Source organism: Corynebacterium lemuris (assembly GCF_024919295.1).
GTDB lineage: Bacteria > Actinomycetota > Actinomycetes > Mycobacteriales > Mycobacteriaceae > Corynebacterium > Corynebacterium lemuris.
This window is the reverse complement of record NZ_JANWTC010000015.1, coordinates 15,758-36,218: the sequence shown is the minus strand read 5'-3', so window position 1 is coordinate 36,218 and position 20,461 is coordinate 15,758. Positions and strand designations below refer to the sequence as shown.

22 protein-coding genes are annotated in these 20,461 nt (G+C 67.5%); 15 read left to right on the top strand and 7 right to left on the bottom strand.

The genetic code is table 11. The features are described from left to right. Positions 1-65: 65 nt before the first annotated feature. Positions 66-389 (top strand): hypothetical protein, encoded by a 324-nt coding sequence (locus tag NYP18_RS13475; RefSeq protein ID WP_259428713.1) that lies wholly within the window; start codon positions 66-68, stop codon positions 387-389. A gap of 258 nt (positions 390-647) precedes the next feature. Here NYP18_RS13475 and NYP18_RS13470 read toward each other — a convergent pair whose 3' ends face one another. Beyond that, positions 648-815, bottom strand: a complete 168-nt coding sequence (locus tag NYP18_RS13470) for a hypothetical protein (RefSeq protein WP_259428712.1) — start codon at positions 813-815, stop codon at positions 648-650. A 208-nt stretch (positions 816-1,023) separates the two neighbouring features. Here NYP18_RS13470 and trhA point away from each other — a divergent pair, with 208 nt between their 5' ends. Beyond that, positions 1,024-1,704 carry a PAQR family membrane homeostasis protein TrhA gene (gene trhA, locus NYP18_RS13465; protein WP_259428711.1) on the top strand — a complete coding sequence of 227 codons (681 nt, stop codon included), beginning with the start codon at positions 1,024-1,026 and terminating at the stop codon, positions 1,702-1,704. On the opposite strand, the gene NYP18_RS13460 is transcribed toward trhA, so the two are convergent. Next, positions 1,701-2,153, bottom strand: coding sequence for an Lrp/AsnC family transcriptional regulator (locus NYP18_RS13460; protein ID WP_259428710.1), 453 nt, complete (start codon positions 2,151-2,153; stop codon positions 1,701-1,703). The two genes, trhA and NYP18_RS13460, sit on opposite strands and share 4 nt — an antisense overlap. A 96-nt stretch (positions 2,154-2,249) precedes the next feature. Here NYP18_RS13460 and NYP18_RS13455 point away from each other — a divergent pair, with 96 nt between their 5' ends. Beyond that, the gene (locus tag NYP18_RS13455) at positions 2,250-2,927 is read left to right on the top strand and encodes a LysE family translocator (RefSeq protein ID WP_259428709.1); all 678 of its coding nucleotides are present in this window, start codon (positions 2,250-2,252) and stop codon (positions 2,925-2,927) included. Positions 2,928-2,931: 4 nt separating this feature from the next. Here NYP18_RS13455 and NYP18_RS13450 read toward each other — a convergent pair whose 3' ends face one another. Next, positions 2,932-3,924, bottom strand: a complete 993-nt coding sequence (locus tag NYP18_RS13450) for an acyl-CoA thioesterase (protein ID WP_259428707.1) — start codon at positions 3,922-3,924, stop codon at positions 2,932-2,934. A gap of 70 nt (positions 3,925-3,994) precedes the next feature. Between NYP18_RS13450 and NYP18_RS13445 the strand changes: the two genes are divergently transcribed. The 3 genes from NYP18_RS13445 to purM are packed head-to-tail and all read left to right on the top strand — an operon-like array spanning position 3,995 to position 7,006. Beyond that, positions 3,995-4,354, top strand: coding sequence for a sterol carrier family protein (locus NYP18_RS13445; protein WP_259428706.1), 360 nt, complete (start codon positions 3,995-3,997; stop codon positions 4,352-4,354). Positions 4,355-4,389: 35 nt separating this feature from the next. Further along, positions 4,390-5,898: an amidophosphoribosyltransferase gene (gene purF, locus NYP18_RS13440; protein ID WP_259428732.1), complete on the top strand. Its 1,509-nt coding sequence runs from the start codon at positions 4,390-4,392 to the stop codon at positions 5,896-5,898. Positions 5,899-5,938: 40 nt separating this feature from the next. Further along, positions 5,939-7,006 (top strand): phosphoribosylformylglycinamidine cyclo-ligase, encoded by a 1,068-nt coding sequence (gene purM / locus NYP18_RS13435; RefSeq protein ID WP_259428705.1) that lies wholly within the window; start codon positions 5,939-5,941, stop codon positions 7,004-7,006. 89 nt (positions 7,007-7,095) lie between these two features. On the opposite strand, the gene NYP18_RS13430 is transcribed toward purM, so the two are convergent. Together NYP18_RS13430 and ygfZ are read right to left on the bottom strand one after the other, a co-directional pair. Then, positions 7,096-7,335, bottom strand: coding sequence for a DUF3073 domain-containing protein (locus NYP18_RS13430; RefSeq protein ID WP_259428704.1), 240 nt, complete (start codon positions 7,333-7,335; stop codon positions 7,096-7,098). A gap of 233 nt (positions 7,336-7,568) precedes the next feature. Further along, entirely contained in the window at positions 7,569-8,663 is a 1,095-nt protein-coding gene (gene ygfZ, locus NYP18_RS13425; protein ID WP_259428703.1) for a CAF17-like 4Fe-4S cluster assembly/insertion protein YgfZ, read from the bottom strand. Positions 8,664-8,705: 42 nt separating this feature from the next. On the opposite strand from ygfZ, the gene NYP18_RS13420 reads away from it, so the two are divergent. Beyond that, positions 8,706-9,629, top strand: a complete 924-nt coding sequence (locus NYP18_RS13420; protein WP_259428702.1) for an aminodeoxychorismate lyase — start codon at positions 8,706-8,708, stop codon at positions 9,627-9,629. Between the two features lies 1 nt (position 9,630). Here the strand turns inward: NYP18_RS13420 and NYP18_RS13415 are convergent, their stop codons facing one another. Continuing rightward, entirely contained in the window at positions 9,631-10,317 is a 687-nt protein-coding gene (locus tag NYP18_RS13415; RefSeq protein WP_259428701.1) for a heme-binding beta-barrel domain-containing protein, read from the bottom strand. Positions 10,318-10,357: 40 nt separating this feature from the next. Between NYP18_RS13415 and NYP18_RS13410 the strand changes: the two genes are divergently transcribed. Next, positions 10,358-11,452, top strand: coding sequence for a diacylglycerol/lipid kinase family protein (locus tag NYP18_RS13410; RefSeq protein WP_439648102.1), 1,095 nt, complete (start codon positions 10,358-10,360; stop codon positions 11,450-11,452). On the opposite strand, the gene NYP18_RS13405 is transcribed toward NYP18_RS13410, so the two are convergent. Further along, positions 11,403-12,167 (bottom strand): LmeA family phospholipid-binding protein, encoded by a 765-nt coding sequence (locus NYP18_RS13405; protein WP_259428699.1) that lies wholly within the window; start codon positions 12,165-12,167, stop codon positions 11,403-11,405. The genes NYP18_RS13410 and NYP18_RS13405 overlap by 50 nt on opposite strands. A gap of 33 nt (positions 12,168-12,200) precedes the next feature. Here NYP18_RS13405 and mshD point away from each other — a divergent pair, with 33 nt between their 5' ends. The 7 genes from mshD to NYP18_RS13370 all read left to right on the top strand — a co-directional run bounded on the left by mshD (position 12,201) and on the right by NYP18_RS13370 (position 20,412). Then, on the top strand, positions 12,201-13,091 hold the full coding sequence (gene mshD / locus NYP18_RS13400; RefSeq protein ID WP_259428698.1) for a mycothiol synthase: 891 nt from the start codon (positions 12,201-12,203) through the stop codon (positions 13,089-13,091). Positions 13,092-13,407: 316 nt separating this feature from the next. Beyond that, the gene (pstS, locus tag NYP18_RS13395) at positions 13,408-14,514 is read left to right on the top strand and encodes a phosphate ABC transporter substrate-binding protein PstS (RefSeq protein ID WP_259428696.1); all 1,107 of its coding nucleotides are present in this window, start codon (positions 13,408-13,410) and stop codon (positions 14,512-14,514) included. A 166-nt stretch (positions 14,515-14,680) separates the two neighbouring features. Next, positions 14,681-15,748, top strand: a complete 1,068-nt coding sequence (pstC, locus tag NYP18_RS13390; RefSeq protein WP_259428695.1) for a phosphate ABC transporter permease subunit PstC — start codon at positions 14,681-14,683, stop codon at positions 15,746-15,748. A 17-nt stretch (positions 15,749-15,765) separates the two neighbouring features. Beyond that, complete coding sequence (pstA, locus tag NYP18_RS13385) at positions 15,766-16,692, top strand: phosphate ABC transporter permease PstA (RefSeq protein WP_126121646.1); 927 nt, start codon at positions 15,766-15,768, stop codon at positions 16,690-16,692. A 47-nt stretch (positions 16,693-16,739) separates the two neighbouring features. Continuing rightward, a complete protein-coding gene (pstB, locus tag NYP18_RS13380) occupies positions 16,740-17,513 on the top strand; it encodes a phosphate ABC transporter ATP-binding protein PstB (RefSeq protein WP_126121645.1) in 774 nt (257 codons plus the stop codon). A gap of 70 nt (positions 17,514-17,583) precedes the next feature. After that, on the top strand, positions 17,584-18,717 hold the full coding sequence (locus tag NYP18_RS13375; protein WP_259428694.1) for a cytochrome P450: 1,134 nt from the start codon (positions 17,584-17,586) through the stop codon (positions 18,715-18,717). A 165-nt stretch (positions 18,718-18,882) separates the two neighbouring features. Beyond that, entirely contained in the window at positions 18,883-20,412 is a 1,530-nt protein-coding gene (locus NYP18_RS13370) for an HNH endonuclease (protein WP_259428693.1), read from the top strand. Positions 20,413-20,461: the final 49 nt, after the last annotated feature.

Genomic DNA, 20,461 nt, shown 5'->3' with positions numbered 1-20,461 from the left:
CCGTGGATCGCCCGCGACAGGTGCCGGTATGTTTCCGGGACATCATCGATTGAGGAGACCACTTCATGCTGTACATGGTGCCGGGAGCGGTGGCGGGGCTGGTCGTCTCCCTGATCCTCGTCCTGCTGAACCGGATCCTGGCGTGGTTCTCCTCTGACCGTCTCCGCCTCTCCGCCCATGCCCGGTTGATCATCTTCTGCCTGGCGGTGGTCGCATACAGCTTTCTCCTCATCGTTCGGGACGGTGGAGGCAACTGGGCCACCCAGTACCAGGTTGCCGGCTTTTTGCTGGTGGGGTGCCTGCTCACGACGATCACGGCCGTCAATGAGCGCCGTCCTCGGGCAGAGCGTGCCGCATGTCCGCATCCCACCGGTGCTGCCTCCGACTGAGCCCCGGCCCAGGTTCATCCCGGATGCCGCGGTGTCGGTCGCGAGCGTGGGATTCCCTGGGAATCCACCAGATGAGGTGCCCCGCCCACCATCTGCCGGCCCCGGTGGCCAACTCCTCCTGTGTCGGTCCCGCCACCGCGTCAACCCGGCCGGCGACCTCAGGTCTGGGGTGACCGAAGGCCACCGCTGCCGCCAGCAGCAGGTCATCAGGTTCCGGTGCGTCCGTGGCCCGCTTCCCCAGCAGACGCAGGACCTTCATCACGTCAACAGGGCCCGGTCCGCCTGGGCGGGGTGGTTGAGGAACCCGGCGAAGAACTGCGGGGAGACGGGTGGACCGCCGGGCCCTGCCCCGGTGGAGGTGGTCAAGCGCAGCTCCTGTGCCTCAAGCGTGGAGGGTGCCGGGAAGTCCAGGGAATATGCGCTCATCGAAGCGGCCGTCTCGTCTCGGGGGCGGTGGAGCAAAACTCAACGATAACTGAAGAAAATCTCACCAGCAGAGGAGGTGGATGTCTCCCTTCCTGGACGCACCACTGATCACGCACCGCCCGGGCCCCTTGCCGGATCCCGCCGGGCAGGCGTAGGCTGGCCCCTACCTACGCATCCGTAACCTACGCCTGAGAAAGGTGGTTCAGTAGTGGCAGAGACGATCACGGTCACCAGGACGCTCCTTGACCGGGGCCCACGACCGACCACCCGCGGTTGGTTCCATTTCATCGCAGCCCTGGCCTCGGTCAGTGCGGGCTCGGTGCTCGCCACCTACGCCTGGATGAGCATCGTCTGGTGGCAGGCCCTGGGGGTCACCCTCTACGCGGTCTCCGTCGTCGTCCTGTTCGGGGTTTCCGCGGCCTACCACCTGGGCAACTGGCGTGACCGGCGCACTGTCGACTGGTGGCGGCGCGCCGACCACGCCACCATCGCCTTCTTCATCGCCGCCACCTACACCCCCTTCTGCCTCATTGCCCTGGAGCCGCGCCACTCCACCTGGATGCTGGTGGCGGCATGGACCGGAGCGGCCCTGGGTATTGCGCTCAATCTCGTGTGGATCAATCACCCGCGCTGGCTGGCGGTGGTGGTGTACCTGACGCTCGGTTGGCTCATCGTGCCCCTGGTCCCGCAACTGTGGTCCGGGGTCGGCCCCGCGGTGGTCTGGCTGCTGTTCGCAGGCGGCATCATCTATTCGCTGGGTGCCCTGATCTACGGCTTCCGCTGGCCCGGACGCAACGCCCGGATCTTCGGCTACCACGAGCACTTCCACACCGCCACGATCATCGCCGCGGCGGTGCATCAGGTCGCGGTGTGGCTGGTGGTGGTCTAGAGCGGGATCGGACCGTCGGCGACAATGGTCCGCATCACCAGGGTCGAGGTGATCCGGGCGATGCCGGGCAGTTCGCTCAGGTGCTCATCGCGCAACCGCTGGTAGTCCGCGAGGTCATGGGCGACCAGCCGCACCAGAAAGTCCGGGTCGCCGAACAGACGCTCCGCCGAGAGGACCTGAGGCAGGGCGGCGAGACCGTCCTCCAGGGCGGCCACGGTCGCGCGGTCCTCGCGGTCGAGGGTGATGAAGGCGATGACCTGCACTCCGTAGCCCACCGCTGTCGGGTCCAGGCGGGTGCGGAAACCCGTGATCACCCCCTGCTGCTCCAGGGTGCGCAGCCGCCGCAGGCACGTGCTGGCGGAGGCCCCGGTGTGGTGCGCCAGCTCCGCGGCGGTGATCCGCGCGTTGCCCTGGATCAGTGACAGAATTTTGCGGTCAACAGCGTCCATATGACGGATTCTGTCACAGGGTGCCGCAGACCACGCCAGGATGAATGAAAACCGCAGTAGTTTCCCTGCCCCTGGCCGGTGGGCAGCATCAGGGGCATGGACATCGCGAACCTCATGAGCTTCTGGGCCGTCAGCCTGCTGCTGATCGTCACGCCGGGACCCGACTGGGCGTTCGTGCTCGGCCACGCACTCCGTCGCCGTCCCCTCCTGCCGCCCCTGGCGGGCATCGCCCTGGGTTATCTGGGGCTGACGGTTGTGGTGGCCGGTGGTCTGGGCGCACTGGTGGCGCGCCACCCCGCGTTGCTGACCATCGTGACGGTCGCCGGGGTGCTCGTCCTCCTGCGGATCGGATGGACCATGCTGCGCGCGGCGCTGGGCGGTCCCGTCACCGTCGAGGTCGACACGGCTGAGCCCGAGGAACCGCGCGGCGGGGGAGTGGCGGTGCTGACCCGGGCTGAGGCGGGCGTCGAGAAGCACACCCGGGCAGTGGCCACGGGCGCGGCGGTCAGCGGGCTCAACCCGAAGGGGCTGATGCTGTTCATCGCGCTGCTGCCGCAGTTCGTGGCCACCGGCCAGACGATCCCGGTCAGCCTCCAGATGTTCCTCCTGGGGCTGGTGTTCATCGCCTCAGCGACCACGGTCTACGCCCTGCTCGGGGTGTTCGCGGGCCGGGTCCTGGCCGGCTCGGAGCGGGCCTCCCGGATCCTCACGGGTGTGGCCGGTGCGGCGATGATGGCCGTGGCGGCCGGGATGCTGGCCCAGCACTTCCTCTAGGCGGTCACTCGATGTGCGCCGGGGTGCTCTGCGGCACCAGCGGCAGCGGCGCATACTCCGCACGGAGCTCACGCAGTGTCTGTGCGTGCTCGGAGAGCCGGACGTCCTCGGTGGTGCGGGGGGTGAACTGGCGGGCGGGCAGCGCGATGCCGTCCACATCCGTGGCCACGTAGGTCACGGTGGCGTGAATGGCGGTCTTGAGGTGCTCACGCCCACCCTTCGGGTTGCCGGAACGCACGTGGATCGACATCTGCATGGAACGCGTGTCGGTGCGCATCATGCGGGCGTCCACCTCGATGAGGTCACCGATGGCGATCGGGTTGTAGAAGCGGATACCGCCGGCGTAGACCGCGACGGTGTGCTCTCCGGACCACTCCATGGTGCAGGCCGCACCGGCCTCGTCGATCCACTCCATGGCGGTGCCGCCGTGGACCTTGCCGCCCCAGTTGATGTCGGTCGGCTTGGCCAGGAAACGGTGGATCAGGCGCGGGGCCTCCGAGGGGCCGTCGTAGGTCTGCTTCTCCATCTCCGCCTCGATGGCCTTGCGCAGGTCGATGCGCGTCAGGGCGGCGTCGAGGGCGCGGCGCTCAGCCTCGTCGGCCGGGACGAACTCCGGCACGGCCTGGGTCTTGCCGGTGGCGGTGTCCTTGGCCACGAAGATGACCAGGCAGTCACAGGCGCGGGTGAACACGCCCTCGCGCGGGTCGGCGGAGAAGACCTCGTTGACGATGTGCATGGAGGAGCGCCCCGTCATGGCGATGCGTGAGCGCACCTCCACCATGTGGCCGGAGGGGATGGGCCGGTTGAAGTGGATGTGACCGACGTAGGCGGTGACACAGTAGGTCCCCGACCACTGGACGGCACAGGCGTAGGCCGCCTTATCGATCCACTCGAGAACGCGTCCGCCGCTGACACCCTGGTTTCCGGCCATGAGGACATCGGTGGGTGCGGCGAGGAAACGCAGCGTGACCTTGGGGGACTTCTGGTTGTTCGTCATACGGACGTGCTTTCTCTGTGCGAACTATCTGGACTTCGGGCCAACAATACCCTGAGTAGAATGCGGTGCCATGGATATATCTTCAGTGGCCGCGGTCATGGACTGGGTGCGGGATCCGGTGGGCGTGGATAAGCCCGCCCGCCCTCTGCTCGCTGACGCCGTCCGCGGCACCGTCCGGCAACTGGCCCGGGATGCGCCGGGCAAGACCGTGGAGGTCCGTGTCCCGCCTTTCGTCGCCGTGCAGTGCATCGCCGGCCCCGCGCACACGCGCGGCACCCCGCCCAACGTCTTCGAGACCGACCCGCTGACGTGGCTGCAGCTGGCCACGGGGCAGGTGCTTCTCGACACCGCGCTGGCCGACGGCCGCGTCCACGCCTCCGGCCCGCGGGTGGCGGAGATGGGGCGCTGGTTGCCGGTCATTAGTTTGTGAGCACCTCAGGGACTAGAGTGGGGAACGTGGCAATTATGGACCGTTCCCGGACCGATTCCGCCCTGCCCGCTGGTCTTGATGACCGCGGTGAGACCGAGCCCCGCGAGGAGTGCGGCGTTTTCGGTGTCTGGGCCCCAGGCGAAGAAGTCGCCAAACTGACATATTTCGGGCTGTTCGCCCTGCAGCACCGCGGCCAGGAGGCCGCGGGCATCGCTGTGGGCGACGGCGAACGCATCGTGGTCTTCAAGGACATGGGACTGGTCTCCCAGGTCTTCGACGAGTCCTCACTCGGCGCCCTCCACGGTGACATCGCGCTCGGACACACCCGCTACTCCACCGCCGGTGGCAAGAAGTGGGAGAACGTCCAGCCGATGTTCCGGACCTCCCCCGACGGCACTGACGTCGCCCTCGGGCACAACGGCAACCTGGTCAACTTCGTTGAACTCCAGCAGGAGGCCGTCGACCGTGGACTCACGGAGTTCCGCGACGCGCAGGCCGCCTCCTCCGACACCGCCGTCATCACCGCCCTGCTCGCTGATTCGGTGACCGAGGGCCGCACCGTCTTCGACTCCGCCAAGCAGCTGCTCCCGCGGGTCCACGGCGCCTTCTGCCTGACCTTCACTGACGGGCACACCCTCTACGCCGCCCGTGACCCCTACGGCGTGCGTCCGCTGGTCCTGGGCCGGCTGGAGCGCGGCTGGGTCGTCGCCTCCGAGACGTGCGCCCTCGATATCGTCGGTGCCGCCTTCGTCCGGGAGATCGAGCCCGGTGAGCTCGTGGCCATCGACGAGGGTGGCGTGCGTTCCGCCCGCTTCGCCGAGACCAACCACAAGGGCTGCGTCTTCGAGTACGTCTACCTCGCCCGCCCCGACACCGTCATCAGGAACCGCTCCGTCAACGCCGTCCGCATCGACCTCGGACGCCGCCTGGCACGTGAGTTCCCCGCCGAAGGTGACCTGGTCATCCCGGTGCCGGATTCCGGCACCCCGGCGGCCGTGGGCTACGCCCGCGAATCCGGTATCCCCTTCGGACAGGGCCTGGTCAAGAACGCCTATGTGGGCCGCACCTTCATCCAGCCCTCCCAGACCCTGCGGCAGCTGGGCATCCGCCTCAAGCTCAACCCGCTCAAGGAGGTCATCGCCGGCAAGAAGCTCATCGTCGTCGATGACTCCATCGTCCGCGGCAACACCCAGCGGGCGCTGATCCGCATGCTCCGTGAGGCGGGTGCGGCGGAGGTCCACGTCCGGATCGCCTCGCCGCCGGTGAAGTGGCCGTGTTTCTACGGAATCGACTTCGCCAGCCCCGGTGAACTCATCGCCAACACGGGGGCGGGTGACACCCAGAACGGTGCGGCGCTCACCGAGTCGATCTGCACCGCCATCGGCGCGGACTCGCTGGGATTCGTCTCCATCGATGAGATGGTGGAGTCGACCAAGCAGCCGCGCGAGCAGCTGTGCACCGCCTGCTTCAGCGGGCAGTACCCGCTCGGCCTGCCCACCGGCAACGCCAACGCGGACCTCGTCGCCAAGATGCAGGCCAGCTAGCCCGGCCTGACCCTCCAGACAGAAAGAGACTGAAGAACCCATGACCGAGACCGACCACCAGGGTGCCTCCTACGCCGATGCAGGCGTCGACATCGAGGCCGGCGACCGCGCCGTAGAGCTGTTCGCCCCGCTGGCCAAGAAGGCCACCCGGCCCGAGGTCCGTGGCGGCCTCGGTGGCTTCGCGGGCCTCTTCGCCCTCGGGAAGTACAAGGAGCCCCTCCTGGCCGCCGGTTCCGACGGCGTGGGCACCAAGCTCGCCGTCGCCCAGGCGATGGACAAGCACGACACCATCGGCATCGACCTCGTCGCCATGTGCGTCGACGACCTCGTCGTCTGCGGTGCCGAGCCGCTGTTCCTGCAGGACTACATCGCCATCGGCAAGGTCGTGCCCGAACACGTCGCCCAGATCGTCTCCGGCATCGCCGAAGGCTGCGTCCAGGCCGGCTGTGCCCTGCTCGGTGGCGAGACCGCCGAGCACCCCGGCCTGATGGCCCCGGGTGCCTACGACGTCTCCGCCACCGCGGTCGGCGTCGTCGAGGCCGATGAACTCCTCGGCCCCCACCTGGTCCGCTCCGGGGACATCATCATCGGCATGGCCTCCTCCGGCCTGCACTCCAACGGCTACTCCCTCGCCCGCCACGTCCTCCTGGAGAAGGCCGGCCTGCCGCTCGACGGCCACATCGAGGAGCTCGGCCGCACCCTCGGTGAGGAGCTGCTTGAGCCGACCCGTATCTACGCCAAGGACTGCCTGGCGCTCGCCGCCGAGTGCAATGTCCGCACCTTCTGCCACGTCACCGGCGGCGGCCTGGCCGGCAACATGGAGCGCATCATCCCCGAGGGACTGGTCGCGGAGATGCAGCGTTCCACCTGGACACCGCAGCAGATCTTCCGCACCATCGCCGATCTGGGCAAGGTCTCCCGCGAGGAGATGGAGAAAACCTTCAACATGGGTGTCGGCATGGTCACCATCGTCGCCCCGGAGGACCGTGACCGCGCCCTGGCGATGCTCACCGCCCGCCACATCGACGCCTTCGAGTTGGGCGTCGTCCGCACCGCCACTGAGACCGATGAGCAGCGTGCCATCCTGAGCGGCGAGCACCGCTACTAGGGGCAGCACAACGGCGCGGTACCGGCCCCTGGTGTGGGGTGGTACCGCGCCGTTGTTTTCCTGAGGTGCAGGTGAACGCCTGGCTGCTGTCAGCGGCTGGTGTAGGACAAGCCCTGGGGGTCGTCCTCGTCCTCATCCTCATCCGCCCAGTTCGCGTAATCGGCGTACTGGTCGTCATAGTCGTCGTCTGCCGCAGTGTCCTCGTAGGAATGTCGAGGACTCTGCGAGGCGAGCTCGCGCTGGAGTGAATCCAGATCCATCTCGGGTGTGTTGTACTTCAGCTGGCGTGCAACCTTGGTCTGCTTTGCCTTTGCGCGACCGCGTCCCATGGCCTGACCCCCTTGAGGTATGTGAAGGCTATCCAGGGAATTCGGATGCCCCATCGGCTTTACGTCTGTGTGTATTCCTGTAGAAATACAATAGCGCGTTAGGCGGAAAAATGCCGCACCGTGCCGGTGAGCTGGGAGAAAAGGGGATAAATAGGGGAAAACACAAGATCACTGTGACGAATCCGGGGGTGGTCGGGGGAGTCCCCGGATTCGAGTGCAGCGACAGAGTGCGCTCAGCGACCCCGGAGCTTGTCGATGGCAGCCCGGCCCGCCTGCTCCCCGGACTCCTCCGGCAGCGAGGCGGGGTCGACGTTGACGGCCACCGGTCCGACGCAGAGGTCTTCGCGCTCAAGCGCGTTGCGGCGCACCAGCGCGAGGGCCACGGGGCCGAAATCACAGTCGTGGACGACGGTCCCCAACCTGCCCAACGCACGCCCGCCCTGCGGGCCGGTGATCTCCGAACCCGGCGCGGGCGGCTCGGGGGCCGAGCCGTCGAGCTGGAGCATGACCAGCACGCGGGGCGAGCGGCCCAGGTTCTCCACCCGGGCGACCGTCTCCTGACCCCGGTAGCAGCCCTTCTCCAGGTGCACGGCACCCGGCCGCCCCTCCTGACCGATCCAGGCGGGGACCTCGTGGGGGATGGACTTGTCGTCGAGGTCGACGTTCTTCTCCGGTTCCAGCGCCCGGACCCGCTCTGCGGTGAAGGCCATCAGTCCGGCCAGTTGGACTCCGGCGGCCTCCAGGGCGGAGACGGTCTCATCCAGGGCGGGGCGTTCCACCAGCAGATCCCGGCGCGGGACACCGGACCAGGGGACGTCCCGCTGGGCGGCGGTGCCGATCTCCGGCAGGTCCAGGCTGCCCAGCAGGGTGAGCACGGCGAGGTCGGGTTCGGTGATCTCGACCTGGGACCAGAAGACCATCTTCTGCAGGAAATCCAGGAAGGTAACGGCATCCGCGGCCGGCAGGTCGAGGTAGAAGGCATCCCCGGTGCGCACGACGTCGGTGTGGTGGAGGATCCGTCCCTGGATGTCCAGGTCGAGGGCGGCGGCGGCGAAACCGGCCGGGACGTCATCGAGTTTCTGGGTGAGGAGGTTGTTGAGGAATTCCGGGGCGTCCGGACCGGCCACCCGGATCACCCTGCGATGGGAGCGGTCGACGACGACGGTCCCGCCGTGGGCGGCGCGCTGTTCGCGGAGAGGATCACCGTAATGCCAGGCCACGCCGGCGGCGTCCACGGCGGCATCGGGCCCCTGCGCTTCTGCGGCACCGGGCCGGTCGAGCAGGGGGGAACGGTAGGTGGGCACATCAGAAGAGGTAGGGGAGGTCACATCCCCGATGGTAACCTGCCCGACGGGGCATAATGCAAGGATATGGACTCCACCTCCCCTGTCATCTACGTCGTCGAGCCCTACGGCGGCTCCATCCGCCGCCACAATCCCGCCCTCCCGTTGATCTTCTGGGATGATGCTGCGGTCACCCGCGGTGACGGTGTCTTCGAGACGCTGCTCATCCGTGACGGACATCCCGCCAACCTCCGCCGGCACATGGAACGCTTCCAGGCTTCCGCGCGTCTGCTGGACCTGCGGGAACCCTCCGCCGATGACTGGATCGACGCCACCCGCCAGGCGGTCGACGAGTGGACCGCACGGACGTGGGACGATGCGAAATGTGTGTGGACCTACACCCGGGGCCGGGAATCCACCGGCATCCCGAGCGCGTGGATCACGCTCTCGCCGATCAACGAGCGGGTGCTCCGGCAACGGGAGGAGGGGGTCAGCGTGATGACCTCCCCGCGCGGCTTCACCATCGACACGTCCCTGCCGGGTGTGGATGAGGCGACCGAGGGGGGTTCCCCGGAACCTGCGCCCTGGCTGACGGTGGGCGCCAAGACGCTCAACTACGCCGCGAACATGGCGGCGCTGCGTCACGCGCGTGCAAGGGGTTTCGACGACGTCATCTACATCGACCCCGGCACGGGCCGGGTGCTGGAGGGGGCGACGTCGACGGTGATCGCGGTCCGGAAGGAAGGGAAGCTGCGGACTCCGGTGCCGGGCGGCGAGGTTCTCCCCGGCACCACCCAGGCCGCGCTCTTCGAGTACGCCGAGGCCCACGGCTGGCGCTGCCGGGCGAAGGACATGACGGTGGAGCGGCTTCTCGACGCCGAGTCCGTCTGGCTCGTCTCCTCCGTCCGGGTGGCCACCCGCGTCACCGCGATCGACGGCCACCGGTTGCCCGCCCCGGCCAACGAGGCTGAGGTGCGCGAGCTGATCAACGCCGCACTCGGGGCGGAGTGAGCTAGCCGGCGACGCGCTTGAGCTGCGCCGACATGCGGGGCTTCAGCTCCCCGTCGACGAGGCGCTCGTCGACCCAGCCCAGATCGTTGTTGGGCATCAGGCCGTAGAGGCGCTTGCCGGAACCCAGGCGGGACGGCCCGGTGGAGGTGACCATGCAGGAGGCGGACTCGACCTGCCAGGCACGCTCGTTGACGGGCTCGCCGTAGAAGATCTCGGCGACACCGGTGGAGTGGGTGCACACGAACTCGATCTCGTCGGAGAGGGAGATCCGCCAGAAACCGGACTCGCGCTGGTCCGGGCCGACGGGCTGGCCCTCCTCGTCGAGCTTCCAGATCCGGGATTCGTAGGTGAGGTAGTTCTCGCCGTCGTGGGCGAAGATGATCTGCTGCCCGAAGGAGTACCGGCCATCCTCCTCGGTGTCGGCCTTGCCCTCGCCGCGCCAGACGCCGACCAGGGGCAGCAGGGCCAGCAGGCCGTCGTGGATGTTCGGGCCGTGGCGCAGGTTGGCGGTGTCGTCGGGGACCGGCAGCTCGCCGAGGTCCAGCGGGGGGATGTTGCGGTGGGCGGTGTTCTTGGACTGTTCCGCCGCGAGGTTGACGGCGTCGTTGCCGCTCAGGCCGGGCTGCTGCTGGGCGGCTGCGGCGTCGCCGGGGGTGTCGGACGGGGTGTTCTGTGGCTCCTGAGTCATGGGCACCAGCTTAGTGGCCGCGCGGCTAGGCTTGGACATCGTGCGCGTCCTGCTGATAGCGAACCCGAATTCGACCGGCCAGAGCGACAGCCTGTTCCGCCGGGTCATCCCGGTGTTGCGCGCTGTCGATGGGGTCCGGCTCACCGGTATGTTCACCCACCACCCGGGGCATGCCGAGGAGATCTGCCGCGGGCTGGGGCGCCGGGACTGGGACGTGGTGGTCGTCGTGGGCGGGGACGGCACGGTCCATGAAGCGGTCAACGGGCTGCTGGGCCCGGTGGGTGGGCAGATGCGTGATCCCCGGGAGCTGCCCGCCCTGGCGGTGGTGCCGACAGGTTCTGCGAACGTCTTCGCCCGTGCGCTGGGTTTCCCGCCGGACCCGGTCGCCGCGGTGCGGATGCTCGCCGACCTGCTGCGCAGCGACCTGCGCCGTACGATCTGCCTGGGCACCTGGAATGACCGGTGGTTCGCCGTCAACGCCGGTTTCGGGATGGACGCAGACGTCATCGCCCGGGTCCATGACGCCCGGGAGCACGGCTTCGCCGCCACCCCGCTGCGCTACCTGCGGGTCTCGCTGCTGGTGTGGGCGCGGGCGCGGCATGATCCGCCGCACATCGACGTCCACGCCGTCGGCACCGACGGCCGCGAACTCCGGCTGGCGGACGTCCCGCTGTTCGTGGCCTCCAACACCAACCCGTGGACCTTCCTCGGCCCGCTGCCGGTGGTGACCAACCCGCGCAACAGCTTCGATCAGGGTCTCGGTCTGTTCGGCCTGAGCAGTCTGCGGGGCGCCCGCGGCGTGGCGAGCATGCTGCACCTGATCGGTTTCGGACACAGCACCTTCTTCGAGGACTGGCTCCGGGGTCGCACGCTGCAGTTCGACGACGCCGCCGATGTGGAGCTGACCTGCCGACGACCCCAGGGTTTCCAGGCCGACGGGGAGTACGTCGGCGAGTTCGAGCGGGCGGTGCTGGGCAGCCGGATCAACGCGATCGAGGTGTTCGCCCCGAAGCAGGCCTACCCGGTGTCACCGCGGGCCTGGCGGCAGGTACGCCAGGATGTGGTGCGGATTCTGCGGGCCCTGTTCAGGAACTGGAGACATCGACTGGGGAGAGGTCTGCCAGCCGCACCGTGACGTTGTGGCGTTCCGCCTCGAAGAAGATGGAGCCGCCGGACATGTTCACCCGGCTGGCGCGGCCCGCCAGTGGCAGGGTCCGGGTGTCGAGTGTGAGGCTGAAGGCCTCGCGGGCGGCCTCGGCCGCGGCGGGGGAGAGGTCCACCGGGGCGTCGACAAGCTCCCTGGGGTTCATGTGGAACTGGTCGCCCACCAGCCGCAGATCGACGATGACGGTCACCGGTTCCCGCTGGTTGAAGGGGGTGCCGGTCAGCTGGGCCTCGGCAGCGGAGCCGCCGGCGGGGGAGATGTCGTAGGGGTTGGCGATGTCCAGGTCCGTCATCCCCAGCAACCTCCCCAGGGCCACCCCGTCCAGCCGGATGGTGCGGGTGAATGCGGTGGCGGGGGCGCCGGCGATGTCGCCGCTGAGGACCTGCCCGCGGTCGACTGTGACGCGGGTGAGCTCCGTCTGGGCGTTGACCATGCCGAGTCCGGCGACGTCGACGTCGAGGGCGTGGACACCGACCGTCGGGATCTCACCGGTGAACAGGGCCGCCAGGTAGGGCACCCCACCGACGTTGACCCGCGGGCTGACCTCCAGGCCGGCCTGCTCCTCCACGGCCGCGGAGAGGTGGCGTTCCACCCGGGATGCGGCGACGCTGTCGGCCAGCCAGCCACCGCCGAGCAGGACCGCGAGAACGGAGATGACGATGAGGGGCAGGCGCGGAACGTACACCTCTATATGTCTACCAGCGATAGTCTGGGGAACATGAAGATCGAGCCCCTTGACCTGCCCACCCACCCAGAGCTTGCCGACGCCGCCCGGGACCTGCTTGCCGACGCCGCCCGCACCGACGGCGTCGAGGCCTTCTCCGAGCAGTTCGTCCTCGGCCTCTCCGATGCCCGGCTCTGGCACCGCCACCTCCTCGCCCGTGACGGCGACCAGCTCCTCGGCCTCGCCGCCTGCGACGACGCCTCCTGCGAACTCGTGGTGGCCCCGGCCGCCCGGCGCCGCGGGGTGGCCGGGGCCCTGCTGTCCGAACTCGGCGGCCGGGACGTGTGGGCCCACGGCAACCTGCCTGCCGCCCGTGCCCTGGCGGAGAAGGAGGGGCGGAAGATGACCCGCCGCCTGCTGGTCATGGCGGTGGCGGGCGAGGCCCTGCGCGAGGCCGCATCCTTCGAGCCGCGGGAGGACGTCGAGGCGCTCAACCTCGCCGAATCCGTCGCACGCTACGGCCGCGACCTGGTCGAGGGACAGTGGCTGGCGGCGAACAACGAGGCCTTCTCCTGGCATCCGGAGCAGGGCGGCTGGGACCGGGACCGCCTGTCCCGGGCGCAGGAGGCCGACTGGTTCGCGGAGGAGGACGTGCTCTTCCTGTGGTCCGTGGAGGAGCCTGTCCTGGCGGGTTTCCACTGGACGAAGTGGCACACGGAGGAATCACCGGCCTTCGGCGAGGTCTACGTCGTGGGCCTGGCCTCGGACTTCCGCGGTCGCGGGCTGGGGGACCCACTGCTGCGGCTGGGACTGGCGCACATGGCAGGGAAGGGGGCGGAGCGGGTCATCCTCTACGTGGAGGCCGACAACGGGCCCGCGGTACGGGTCTATGAGAAGCTGGGCTTCCACATCGCCGAGGAACATGTCGTGTGGTCACCCGCCTGATGCCGGAGAAGAGACGGGGCAACCTAACAGTCGGCCATGAAATGTGATGTGTCACCTGGGGTGGGGTGACCCGCCTTACCAAATGCCGGGCCAGGCGGAAAGAGTTCTCTCGATGCTTGTCAGAAGTTAACGGCGCGTTCACCAAACTGCCCCCAGTCGGTTAACTCCGGTGCCTAACTTTAGTGGACGTGGGCAACAGCCCTGTCCACTTTCGGTGTGAACATGCTGAGAATCTGCGGACAGGGAACACCTTGACCGGTCCCAACAGTTGCCCGGACCTGTTTTACTGACTGATCTGTATCGGAAAGGTTCTCCTGTGATCCGCAACTTCAAGCGCACTGCAGCCATCCTGGGCGTCGTCGCCGTCGGCTCTGCCACCCTCGTCGCCTGCGGCGATTCTGACAACGGCTCGACCGACACCACCGCTGACGTCGCCATCGAGGGCCTCTCCGGTACCACCGGCCAGCTCGTGGGTGAGGGTGCCTCCTCCCAGCAGAACGCCATGGACTACTTCGGCCAGAAGTACCAGGGCGCCGTCTCGGGTGCGACCCTCGCCTACACCGCCTCCGGCTCCGGCTCCGGCCGCACCAACTTCGTCGGTGGCCAGGTCTCCTTCGCCGGATCCGACTCCCCGCTGTCCGACGACCAGGTCGCCCCGGCAGCTGAGCGCTGCGAGGGCAACGACGCATGGCACCTGCCTTTCGTCATCGGCCCGGTGGCCATCGCCTACAACCTCGAGGGTGTCGAGGACCTGAACCTCTCCATCCCGACCGTTGCGCAGATCTTCAAGGGCGAGATCACCAGTTGGAACGACGAGGCCATCGCCGCCGAGAACGAGGGCGTCGACCTCCCGGACACCGACATCTCCGTCGTCTACCGCTCTGACGAGTCCGGCACCTCCGACAACTTCCAGAAGTTCCTCGGCGCTGCCGCCGGCGACATCTGGGAGACCGAGGGCCAGCAGTTCCCCTCCGCAGTCGGTGAGGGCGCCAACGGCTCCAACGGTGTCGCCACCCAGGTCACCGCCATCGACGGCGGCATCACCTACGTCGAGTCCGGCTTCGCCCTCCAGCAGGGCCTGGGCGTCGCGAACCTCGACTTCGGTGCCGGCCCGGTCGAGCTGAACACCGAGTCCGTGGGTGTCGCCCTGGACAACCTGGAGTTCGCCTCCGAGGGCCACGACATGGTCGTCGACACCGACGCCCTGTTCGCCTCCAACGACGAGGGTGCCTACCCGCTGATCCTCACCACCTACGAGATTGTCTGCTCCGCAGGTTACGATGAGACCACCTCCGCGATGGTCAAGGATTTCCTGACCGTTGCCCTGGAGTACCAGGATGAGGGTCTCGAGGAGCTCGGCTACATCCCGGTCACCGGTGCCCACGCCGAGCGCCTGGCCGCAGCCGTCGACGCCATCCAGTAACTGAATAACAGGGACACCCTCCGGGGTGCCCGACCGCTCCGATGTGGCTGCGGTCAAACATGAAGCAGCCCCCGCAAGCGTTTTCGTTTCCGGGGGCGCTGTCACGTCCAGCACTTCAGTGCCGTGGCAATTGTCCTTTCCCTTTAGTTTCAAAGGAACGTGCCTAATGGCAAGCAACCGACCGACCACAGAGGGTCAGGTGACCCGGGCCGGCCAGCCCGTCATCCCCGACTCCGTGGCCTCCATTGGAAACACACAGCAGCCGAGCACCCCGGATCACCCGACCCAGAAGGGCGGGGGCGGTGTCAAACGCCCGGGTGACCGTGTCTTCGAGTTCCTGTCCACCGCCTCCGCGACCCTGATCACCGTCCTCATCGCCGCGATCGGTGCGTTCCTCATCTGGCGCGCCATCCCGTCGCTGAGCCGCAACACCGAGGGCTTCCTCGGCTTCTTCACCTACACCGGCCCCTGGAGCACCTCCAACACCGAGGCGATGCAGTTCGGCATCCCGAACCTCTTCGCGGTCACCGTGCTCATCTCCGTGGTGGCGCTGCTCATTGCCATGCCGATCGCCCTGGGCATCGCGGTTTTCCTCTCCAACTACGCACCGAAGCGGACGGTCAAGCCGCTCGGCTACCTGGTCGACATGCTCGCCGCAGTGCCGTCCATCGTCTACGGACTATGGGGATGGCAGGTCCTCGGCCCGGCACTGACCACCTTCTACGAGTGGATTCACGGCTGGGGCGGCGGCTTCTTCCTGTTCGCCACCTACTCCAACTCCCCGTCCTTCGCCACCGGCCGCAACATCCTCACCGGTGGCATCGTCCTGGCAGTGATGATCCTCCCGGTCATCGCGGCCACCGCCCGCGAGGTCTTCGTCCAGACCCCGCGCGGCCAGATCGAGGCCGCCCTGGCCCTCGGTGCCACCCGCTGGGAGGTCGTCCGGATGACCGTGCTGCCCTTCGGCCTCTCCGGTTACATCTCGGGCTCCATGCTCGGCCTGGGCCGCGCTCTGGGTGAGACCATGGCTCTCTACATGGTCGTCTCCCCGTCCTCGGCCTTCCGTTTCTCCCTGTTCGACGGCGGTACGACCTTCGCCACCGCCATCGCCAACGCTGCCCCCGAGTTCAACGATGACATCCGTGCCGGCGCCTACATCGCCGCGGGTCTGGTGCTGTTCCTCCTCACCTTCGTCGTCAACTCCATCGCCCGAGCAATCGTGGCCAAGAAGTAGAAGGCGGAGAAAACACCATGACAAACAAAGTCAACCCGATCGCTCCGGCCAGCGCCCCGCTGAACTCCCCGAGCGTGTTCACCGACATCTCATCCCGCCGCAAGACGACCAACTCCGTGGCCACCTTCCTGGTCTATGCCACCATGGCCATCGCGATGATCCCGCTGATCTGGGTGCTGTGGGTGGTCATCTCCCGTGGCCTGGCCCCGGTCCTGACCCCCGACTGGTGGACCTCCTCCCAGCAGGGTGTGCTGTACCACCAGGCCGGCGGCGGTGCGCTGCACGCCATCGTGGGTACGCTCATGCAGACCCTGATCGCCTCGGTCCTGTCCATCCCGATCGGTGTGTTCACCGCGATCTACCTCGTCGAATACGCCAACGGCAACCGTCTCGGCCGGATCACCACCTTCATGGTGGACATCCTCACCGGTGTGCCCTCCATCGTCGCGGCGCTGTTCATCTTCACCACCTGGATCACCCTGTTCGGCTTCCAGCGTTCCGGCATGGCCGTGGCCCTGTCGCTGGTGCTGCTGATGGTCCCGGTCGTTGTCCGGAATACGGAGGAGATGCTGCGCGTTGTCCCCATGGACCTGCGTGAGGCCTCCTACGCCCTGGGCGTGCCCAAGTGGAAGACCATCGTGAAAATCGTCCTCCCGACGGCGCTGTCCGGCATCGTCACCGGCATCATGCTGGCCATCGCCCGCGTGATGGGTGAATCCGCGCCGGTGCTGATCCTCGTCGGCTCCACCCAGGCGATGAACTGGGACTCCATGACCGGCCCGCAGTCCTCTCTGCCCCTGATGATGCTCGACATGTACAAGGCCGGTACCTCCCCGGCGGTCCTGGACAAGCTGTGGGGTGCAGCCTTCACCCTGGTGCTCATCATCGCGCTGCTCAACATCGGCGCCCGACTCATCTCCGCGAAGTTCTCGGTCAAGCAGTAGCTTCGCCCCCTGCAGTACAGAAGAAACACAGACCACAGGAGTTACTGATGTCCAAGCTCGAACTCAACGGCGTAGACATTTTCTACGGCGATTTCCATGCCGTCCAGAACGTCAACCTGCAGGTGCCGGCACAGGCCGTCACCGCCTTCATCGGCCCCTCCGGCTGCGGCAAGTCCACCGTCCTGCGCACCCTCAACCGTATGCACGAGGTCATCCCCGGCGCCTACGTCACCGGCGAGGTGCTTCTCGACGGCGAGGACATCTACGGCTCCAAGGTCGACCCTGTCGCCGTGCGCAACACCATCGGCATGGTCTTCCAGAAGGCCAACCCGTTCCCGACCATGTCCATTGAGGACAACGTCGTCGCCGGCCTGAAACTCTCCGGTGAGAAGAACAAGAAGAAACTCAAGGAGGTCGCGGAGAAGTCCCTGCGCGGCGCCAACCTCTGGGAGGAGGTCAAGGACCGCCTCGACAAGCCGGGCGGCGGCCTCTCCGGTGGCCAGCAGCAGCGCCTGTGCATCGCCCGCGCCATCGCGGTCGAGCCCGAGGTTCTCCTCATGGACGAGCCCTGCTCCGCCCTCGACCCGATCTCGACCCTGGCGGTGGAGGACCTCATCCACGAACTGAAGGAAGAGTTCACCATCGTCATCGTGACCCACAACATGCAGCAGGCTGCCCGTGTGTCCGACAAGACCGCCTTCTACTCCCTGGAGGCCACCGGCAAGCCGGGCCGCCTCGTCGAGTTCGGTGACACGAAGAAGATCTTCGAGAACCCGGACCAGAAGGAGACCGAGGACTACATCGCCGGTCGTTTCGGATAATCTCCGGACGTCACTTCGACGGGCCCCGACGCACTGCGCGTCGGGGCCCGTCGCTCTAGGGTGGGGAGGCATGAACACTGATCCGACCGGTAGGGACCCCCGCAAGTTCGGGGATGAACTGCTCGCCCCGCCCCGCTGCCCCGTGGCGCACACCTCCGACGGGGAGGTCCTGGTCCTCGGGCATGCGGAGGCCGTCGAGGTCGCCGCTGATCCGCAGCGTTTCAGCTCCGCTGTCTCCGCGCACCTGCAGCTGCCCAACGGGCTTGACGGGGAGGAGCACGCGCGTTTCCGCGCGCTGATTGATGCCTACCTGGAGCCGGCGGTCGTCGAGAAGCACGAGGATGCTTTTCGACGCACCGCCCACCACGTCGCCACCGAGGCCCTCGCCGCGGATTCCGTGGACGCGGTCCTCGACATCGGCGCCAGGTTCGCGGTCGGCTCGATGACTGCCTGGCTGGGCTGGCCGGAAGAACTGGAGGAACGGCTGCTCGCCTGGGTGGTGGAGAATTTCGCCGCGACCCGCTCCGGTGACCGCAACCGTACCGCTGCCGTGGCCACCGAATTCGACGGGATCATCGCTGAGGTTGTCCGGCCCCGTCTCGAGAACCCGGCAGCCTTCGACGACGTCACCTGTCAGCTGGTGCACGACACCAGCCTGGGGCGGAAGCTGGAGTTCCCGGAGATCGTCTCCATCCTGCGCAACTGGACCGGCGGAGACCTCGGCTCAATGGCCCTGAGCATCGGCGTGATCCTGCACGCCCTGGCACACGAGCCTGAATTACAGGAACGCCTGCGTCAGGGTGTCGCGCGTGAGGAATTCACCGCCATCGCCGACGAACTGCTGCGCCGCGACAACCCCTTCGTCTCCAACCGACGCATCACCACCTGCCCCGTGACCCTGGGTGGAGTGGAGCTTCCCCGGGGACAGCGCGTGCGCATCCACTGGACCGCCGCCAACCGCGACCCGGAGAAATTCGTCGACCCCGATGCCTTCCAACCGGCGGAGAACGCCGCGGCAAACCTGGTGTGGGGGACCGGTCCGCACTACTGCCCCGGCAAGCCCCTGTCGATGCTGGAGCTGCGCGCCATGATCGAGGAGCTGTTGGCCCTGGCGCATATCTCACCCGCTGACGGCGAAGCCGTCCGCGCTGTGCATCCGGTGGGTGGTTGGCGGCGGTTTACGGTGGCTTTAAGGGCGGTCTAGTGGCGGTGGGCGCCGTTCCAGATAGTTGAAAATGGTGCCCATTTTCATTAAATAAATACCCTCTGAGCTGTGCGTTTATTGGAGTTTGCCCCCGAAGTTTGACCCCATGTCCTGGTCATGTTCTAGCGTCGTAATCGAACGGACAAGCGACAGGGGGTGAACAGGATGCAACCGTCATGGAGTGTGCTCAACAAGGCCGACCCGCACGCGGTGGCACGCACCATCAACACCGCCGGGAACTACCGGTTCTGGCGGGCCATCCAACCCACACCCGAACAACTCGACACCATCGACTGGACCACCTTGCTCGCCGGACTCACCCGTTCCACCGGCATCCTGCCAGGCAATCTCACCACCAACCTTGACGCCCTGACCACCCTCGACCGACTACCCCGCCTACGGGCCCTGGTGGAGGAGACCTGGGTGCTCGACATGTTCTACCTCTCGGTCATCGACCGGGCCGCCACCAGAGCACCGGTGCGTCTCCAGGACGACCCCTACTTCTGGGAGATCCTCGACGAGGCCCTGGTCGAACGCCTGGCCACACCGAGAAGGGCGCACCAGCTGCTGCTCAAACCCGACCGCATCCGGCAGGTCGTGGCCACCACCATCACCACCCTGCAGGAAGCAGACGACCACCCCGCCTGGCCCCCGGTCCCGGAACCCGACCCACCACCAGAGCCGGAGGAGGATTCTGAGGGGGATGCCGGGGAGGGCGATTCCGAGGGGAACCAGGGGAACAACAACGACGACGACGGGGACGACGGGAACAACGGGGACGGGGAGGATACTGCGGCACGCCCGCAGCCCTGTCTCGACCCGGTAGAACTCATGCGCTCCCTGCCACCACTGGGTGACACCCCGGCACCAGGGGTGTGGATCGACACGGAGGACAACGGCACCACCCGCTTTGAGCTCTCCGTTGATCAGGCCACCGGCACTCTGATCCGGGATGCGGTGTGGCAGGTCGCCAAAGCAGCCGGTGTCAGCCAGGCCAGGGCGATGGTCATGCTGCTGCTGGGTCAGGCCACCACCTCGGTGACCACGCACCTGTACACAGCGAAGGACATCACCGGTGCGCCGGTGTTCCACCCCCTGGCGGGTGTGCTCACCGAACAGGCAGCACAACGTCTGCTGGCCATCTCAACGAAGACCACCGACATGGATGCGGCGGCCACAGCCCACACCGACTCCTACACCCCCACCGAAGCGATCCGGGCGTATCTGGTGGGCCGGGACTGGACGTGCCGCTGGCCGGGCTGCGGGAAACCCGCACTCGGTGGGGATAATGACCACCGCATCAACCACCATGAGGGTGGCCCCACGACACCGGCGAATATGGTCATGCTGTGCCGGCACCACCACAACCGGAAGACCGATGTTCAGGCCCACTATCTGCTGGATCCGGTGACCGGGGATGTGTTCTGGCTGTTTGCCGACGGCACCTGGGCGGTGGATCATGCGCAGGGGCCGTTGGCGCCTGCGGAGAAACGCTGGGTGCAGACCTACGCGCAACGCCGCCAGCGTCGGGCTGAGCGGGCCGCGGCCCGCGCGGCGGCACAGGAATTCGAGACGTACCAGGAAGGAGCCCCGGCCCGGGCGGAGGCCCACGCCCGGTTGGAGGAGACCATCAACAGGGACGAGGCCGACCACGGCCCCGACCGAGCCCCACCCGAAGACCCACCACCCCAGTGACAACTGACCCCGGGCACCTGGAGGATGACCCGGGGTGGGAGGGGGCGTC

Bases quoted from the DNA above. Each gene is read 5' to 3' on its own strand.
- purM (WP_259428705.1), top strand. From the start codon at position 5,939: ATGACCGAGACCGACCACCAGGGTGCCTCCTACGCCGATGCAGGCGTC.
- NYP18_RS13455 (WP_259428709.1), top strand. From the start codon at position 2,250: ATGGACATCGCGAACCTCATGAGCTTCTGGGCCGTCAGCCTGCTGCTG.
- NYP18_RS13460 (WP_259428710.1), bottom strand. From the start codon at position 2,153: ATGGACGCTGTTGACCGCAAAATTCTGTCACTGATCCAGGGCAACGCG.
- NYP18_RS13470 (WP_259428712.1), bottom strand. From the start codon at position 815: ATGAGCGCATATTCCCTGGACTTCCCGGCACCCTCCACGCTTGAGGCA.
- NYP18_RS13445 (WP_259428706.1), top strand. From the start codon at position 3,995: ATGGATATATCTTCAGTGGCCGCGGTCATGGACTGGGTGCGGGATCCG.
- NYP18_RS13370 (WP_259428693.1), top strand. From the start codon at position 18,883: ATGCAACCGTCATGGAGTGTGCTCAACAAGGCCGACCCGCACGCGGTG.
- NYP18_RS13450 (WP_259428707.1), bottom strand. From the start codon at position 3,924: ATGACGAACAACCAGAAGTCCCCCAAGGTCACGCTGCGTTTCCTCGCC.
- NYP18_RS13375 (WP_259428694.1), top strand. From the start codon at position 17,584: ATGAACACTGATCCGACCGGTAGGGACCCCCGCAAGTTCGGGGATGAA.
- NYP18_RS13415 (WP_259428701.1), bottom strand. From the start codon at position 10,317: ATGACTCAGGAGCCACAGAACACCCCGTCCGACACCCCCGGCGACGCC.
- pstC (WP_259428695.1), top strand. From the start codon at position 14,681: ATGGCAAGCAACCGACCGACCACAGAGGGTCAGGTGACCCGGGCCGGC.
- pstB (WP_126121645.1), top strand. From the start codon at position 16,740: ATGTCCAAGCTCGAACTCAACGGCGTAGACATTTTCTACGGCGATTTC.
- NYP18_RS13475 (WP_259428713.1), top strand. From the start codon at position 66: ATGCTGTACATGGTGCCGGGAGCGGTGGCGGGGCTGGTCGTCTCCCTG.
- pstA (WP_126121646.1), top strand. From the start codon at position 15,766: ATGACAAACAAAGTCAACCCGATCGCTCCGGCCAGCGCCCCGCTGAAC.
- mshD (WP_259428698.1), top strand. From the start codon at position 12,201: ATGAAGATCGAGCCCCTTGACCTGCCCACCCACCCAGAGCTTGCCGAC.
- purF (WP_259428732.1), top strand. From the start codon at position 4,390: ATGGACCGTTCCCGGACCGATTCCGCCCTGCCCGCTGGTCTTGATGAC.
- NYP18_RS13430 (WP_259428704.1), bottom strand. From the start codon at position 7,335: ATGGGACGCGGTCGCGCAAAGGCAAAGCAGACCAAGGTTGCACGCCAG.
- NYP18_RS13420 (WP_259428702.1), top strand. From the start codon at position 8,706: ATGGACTCCACCTCCCCTGTCATCTACGTCGTCGAGCCCTACGGCGGC.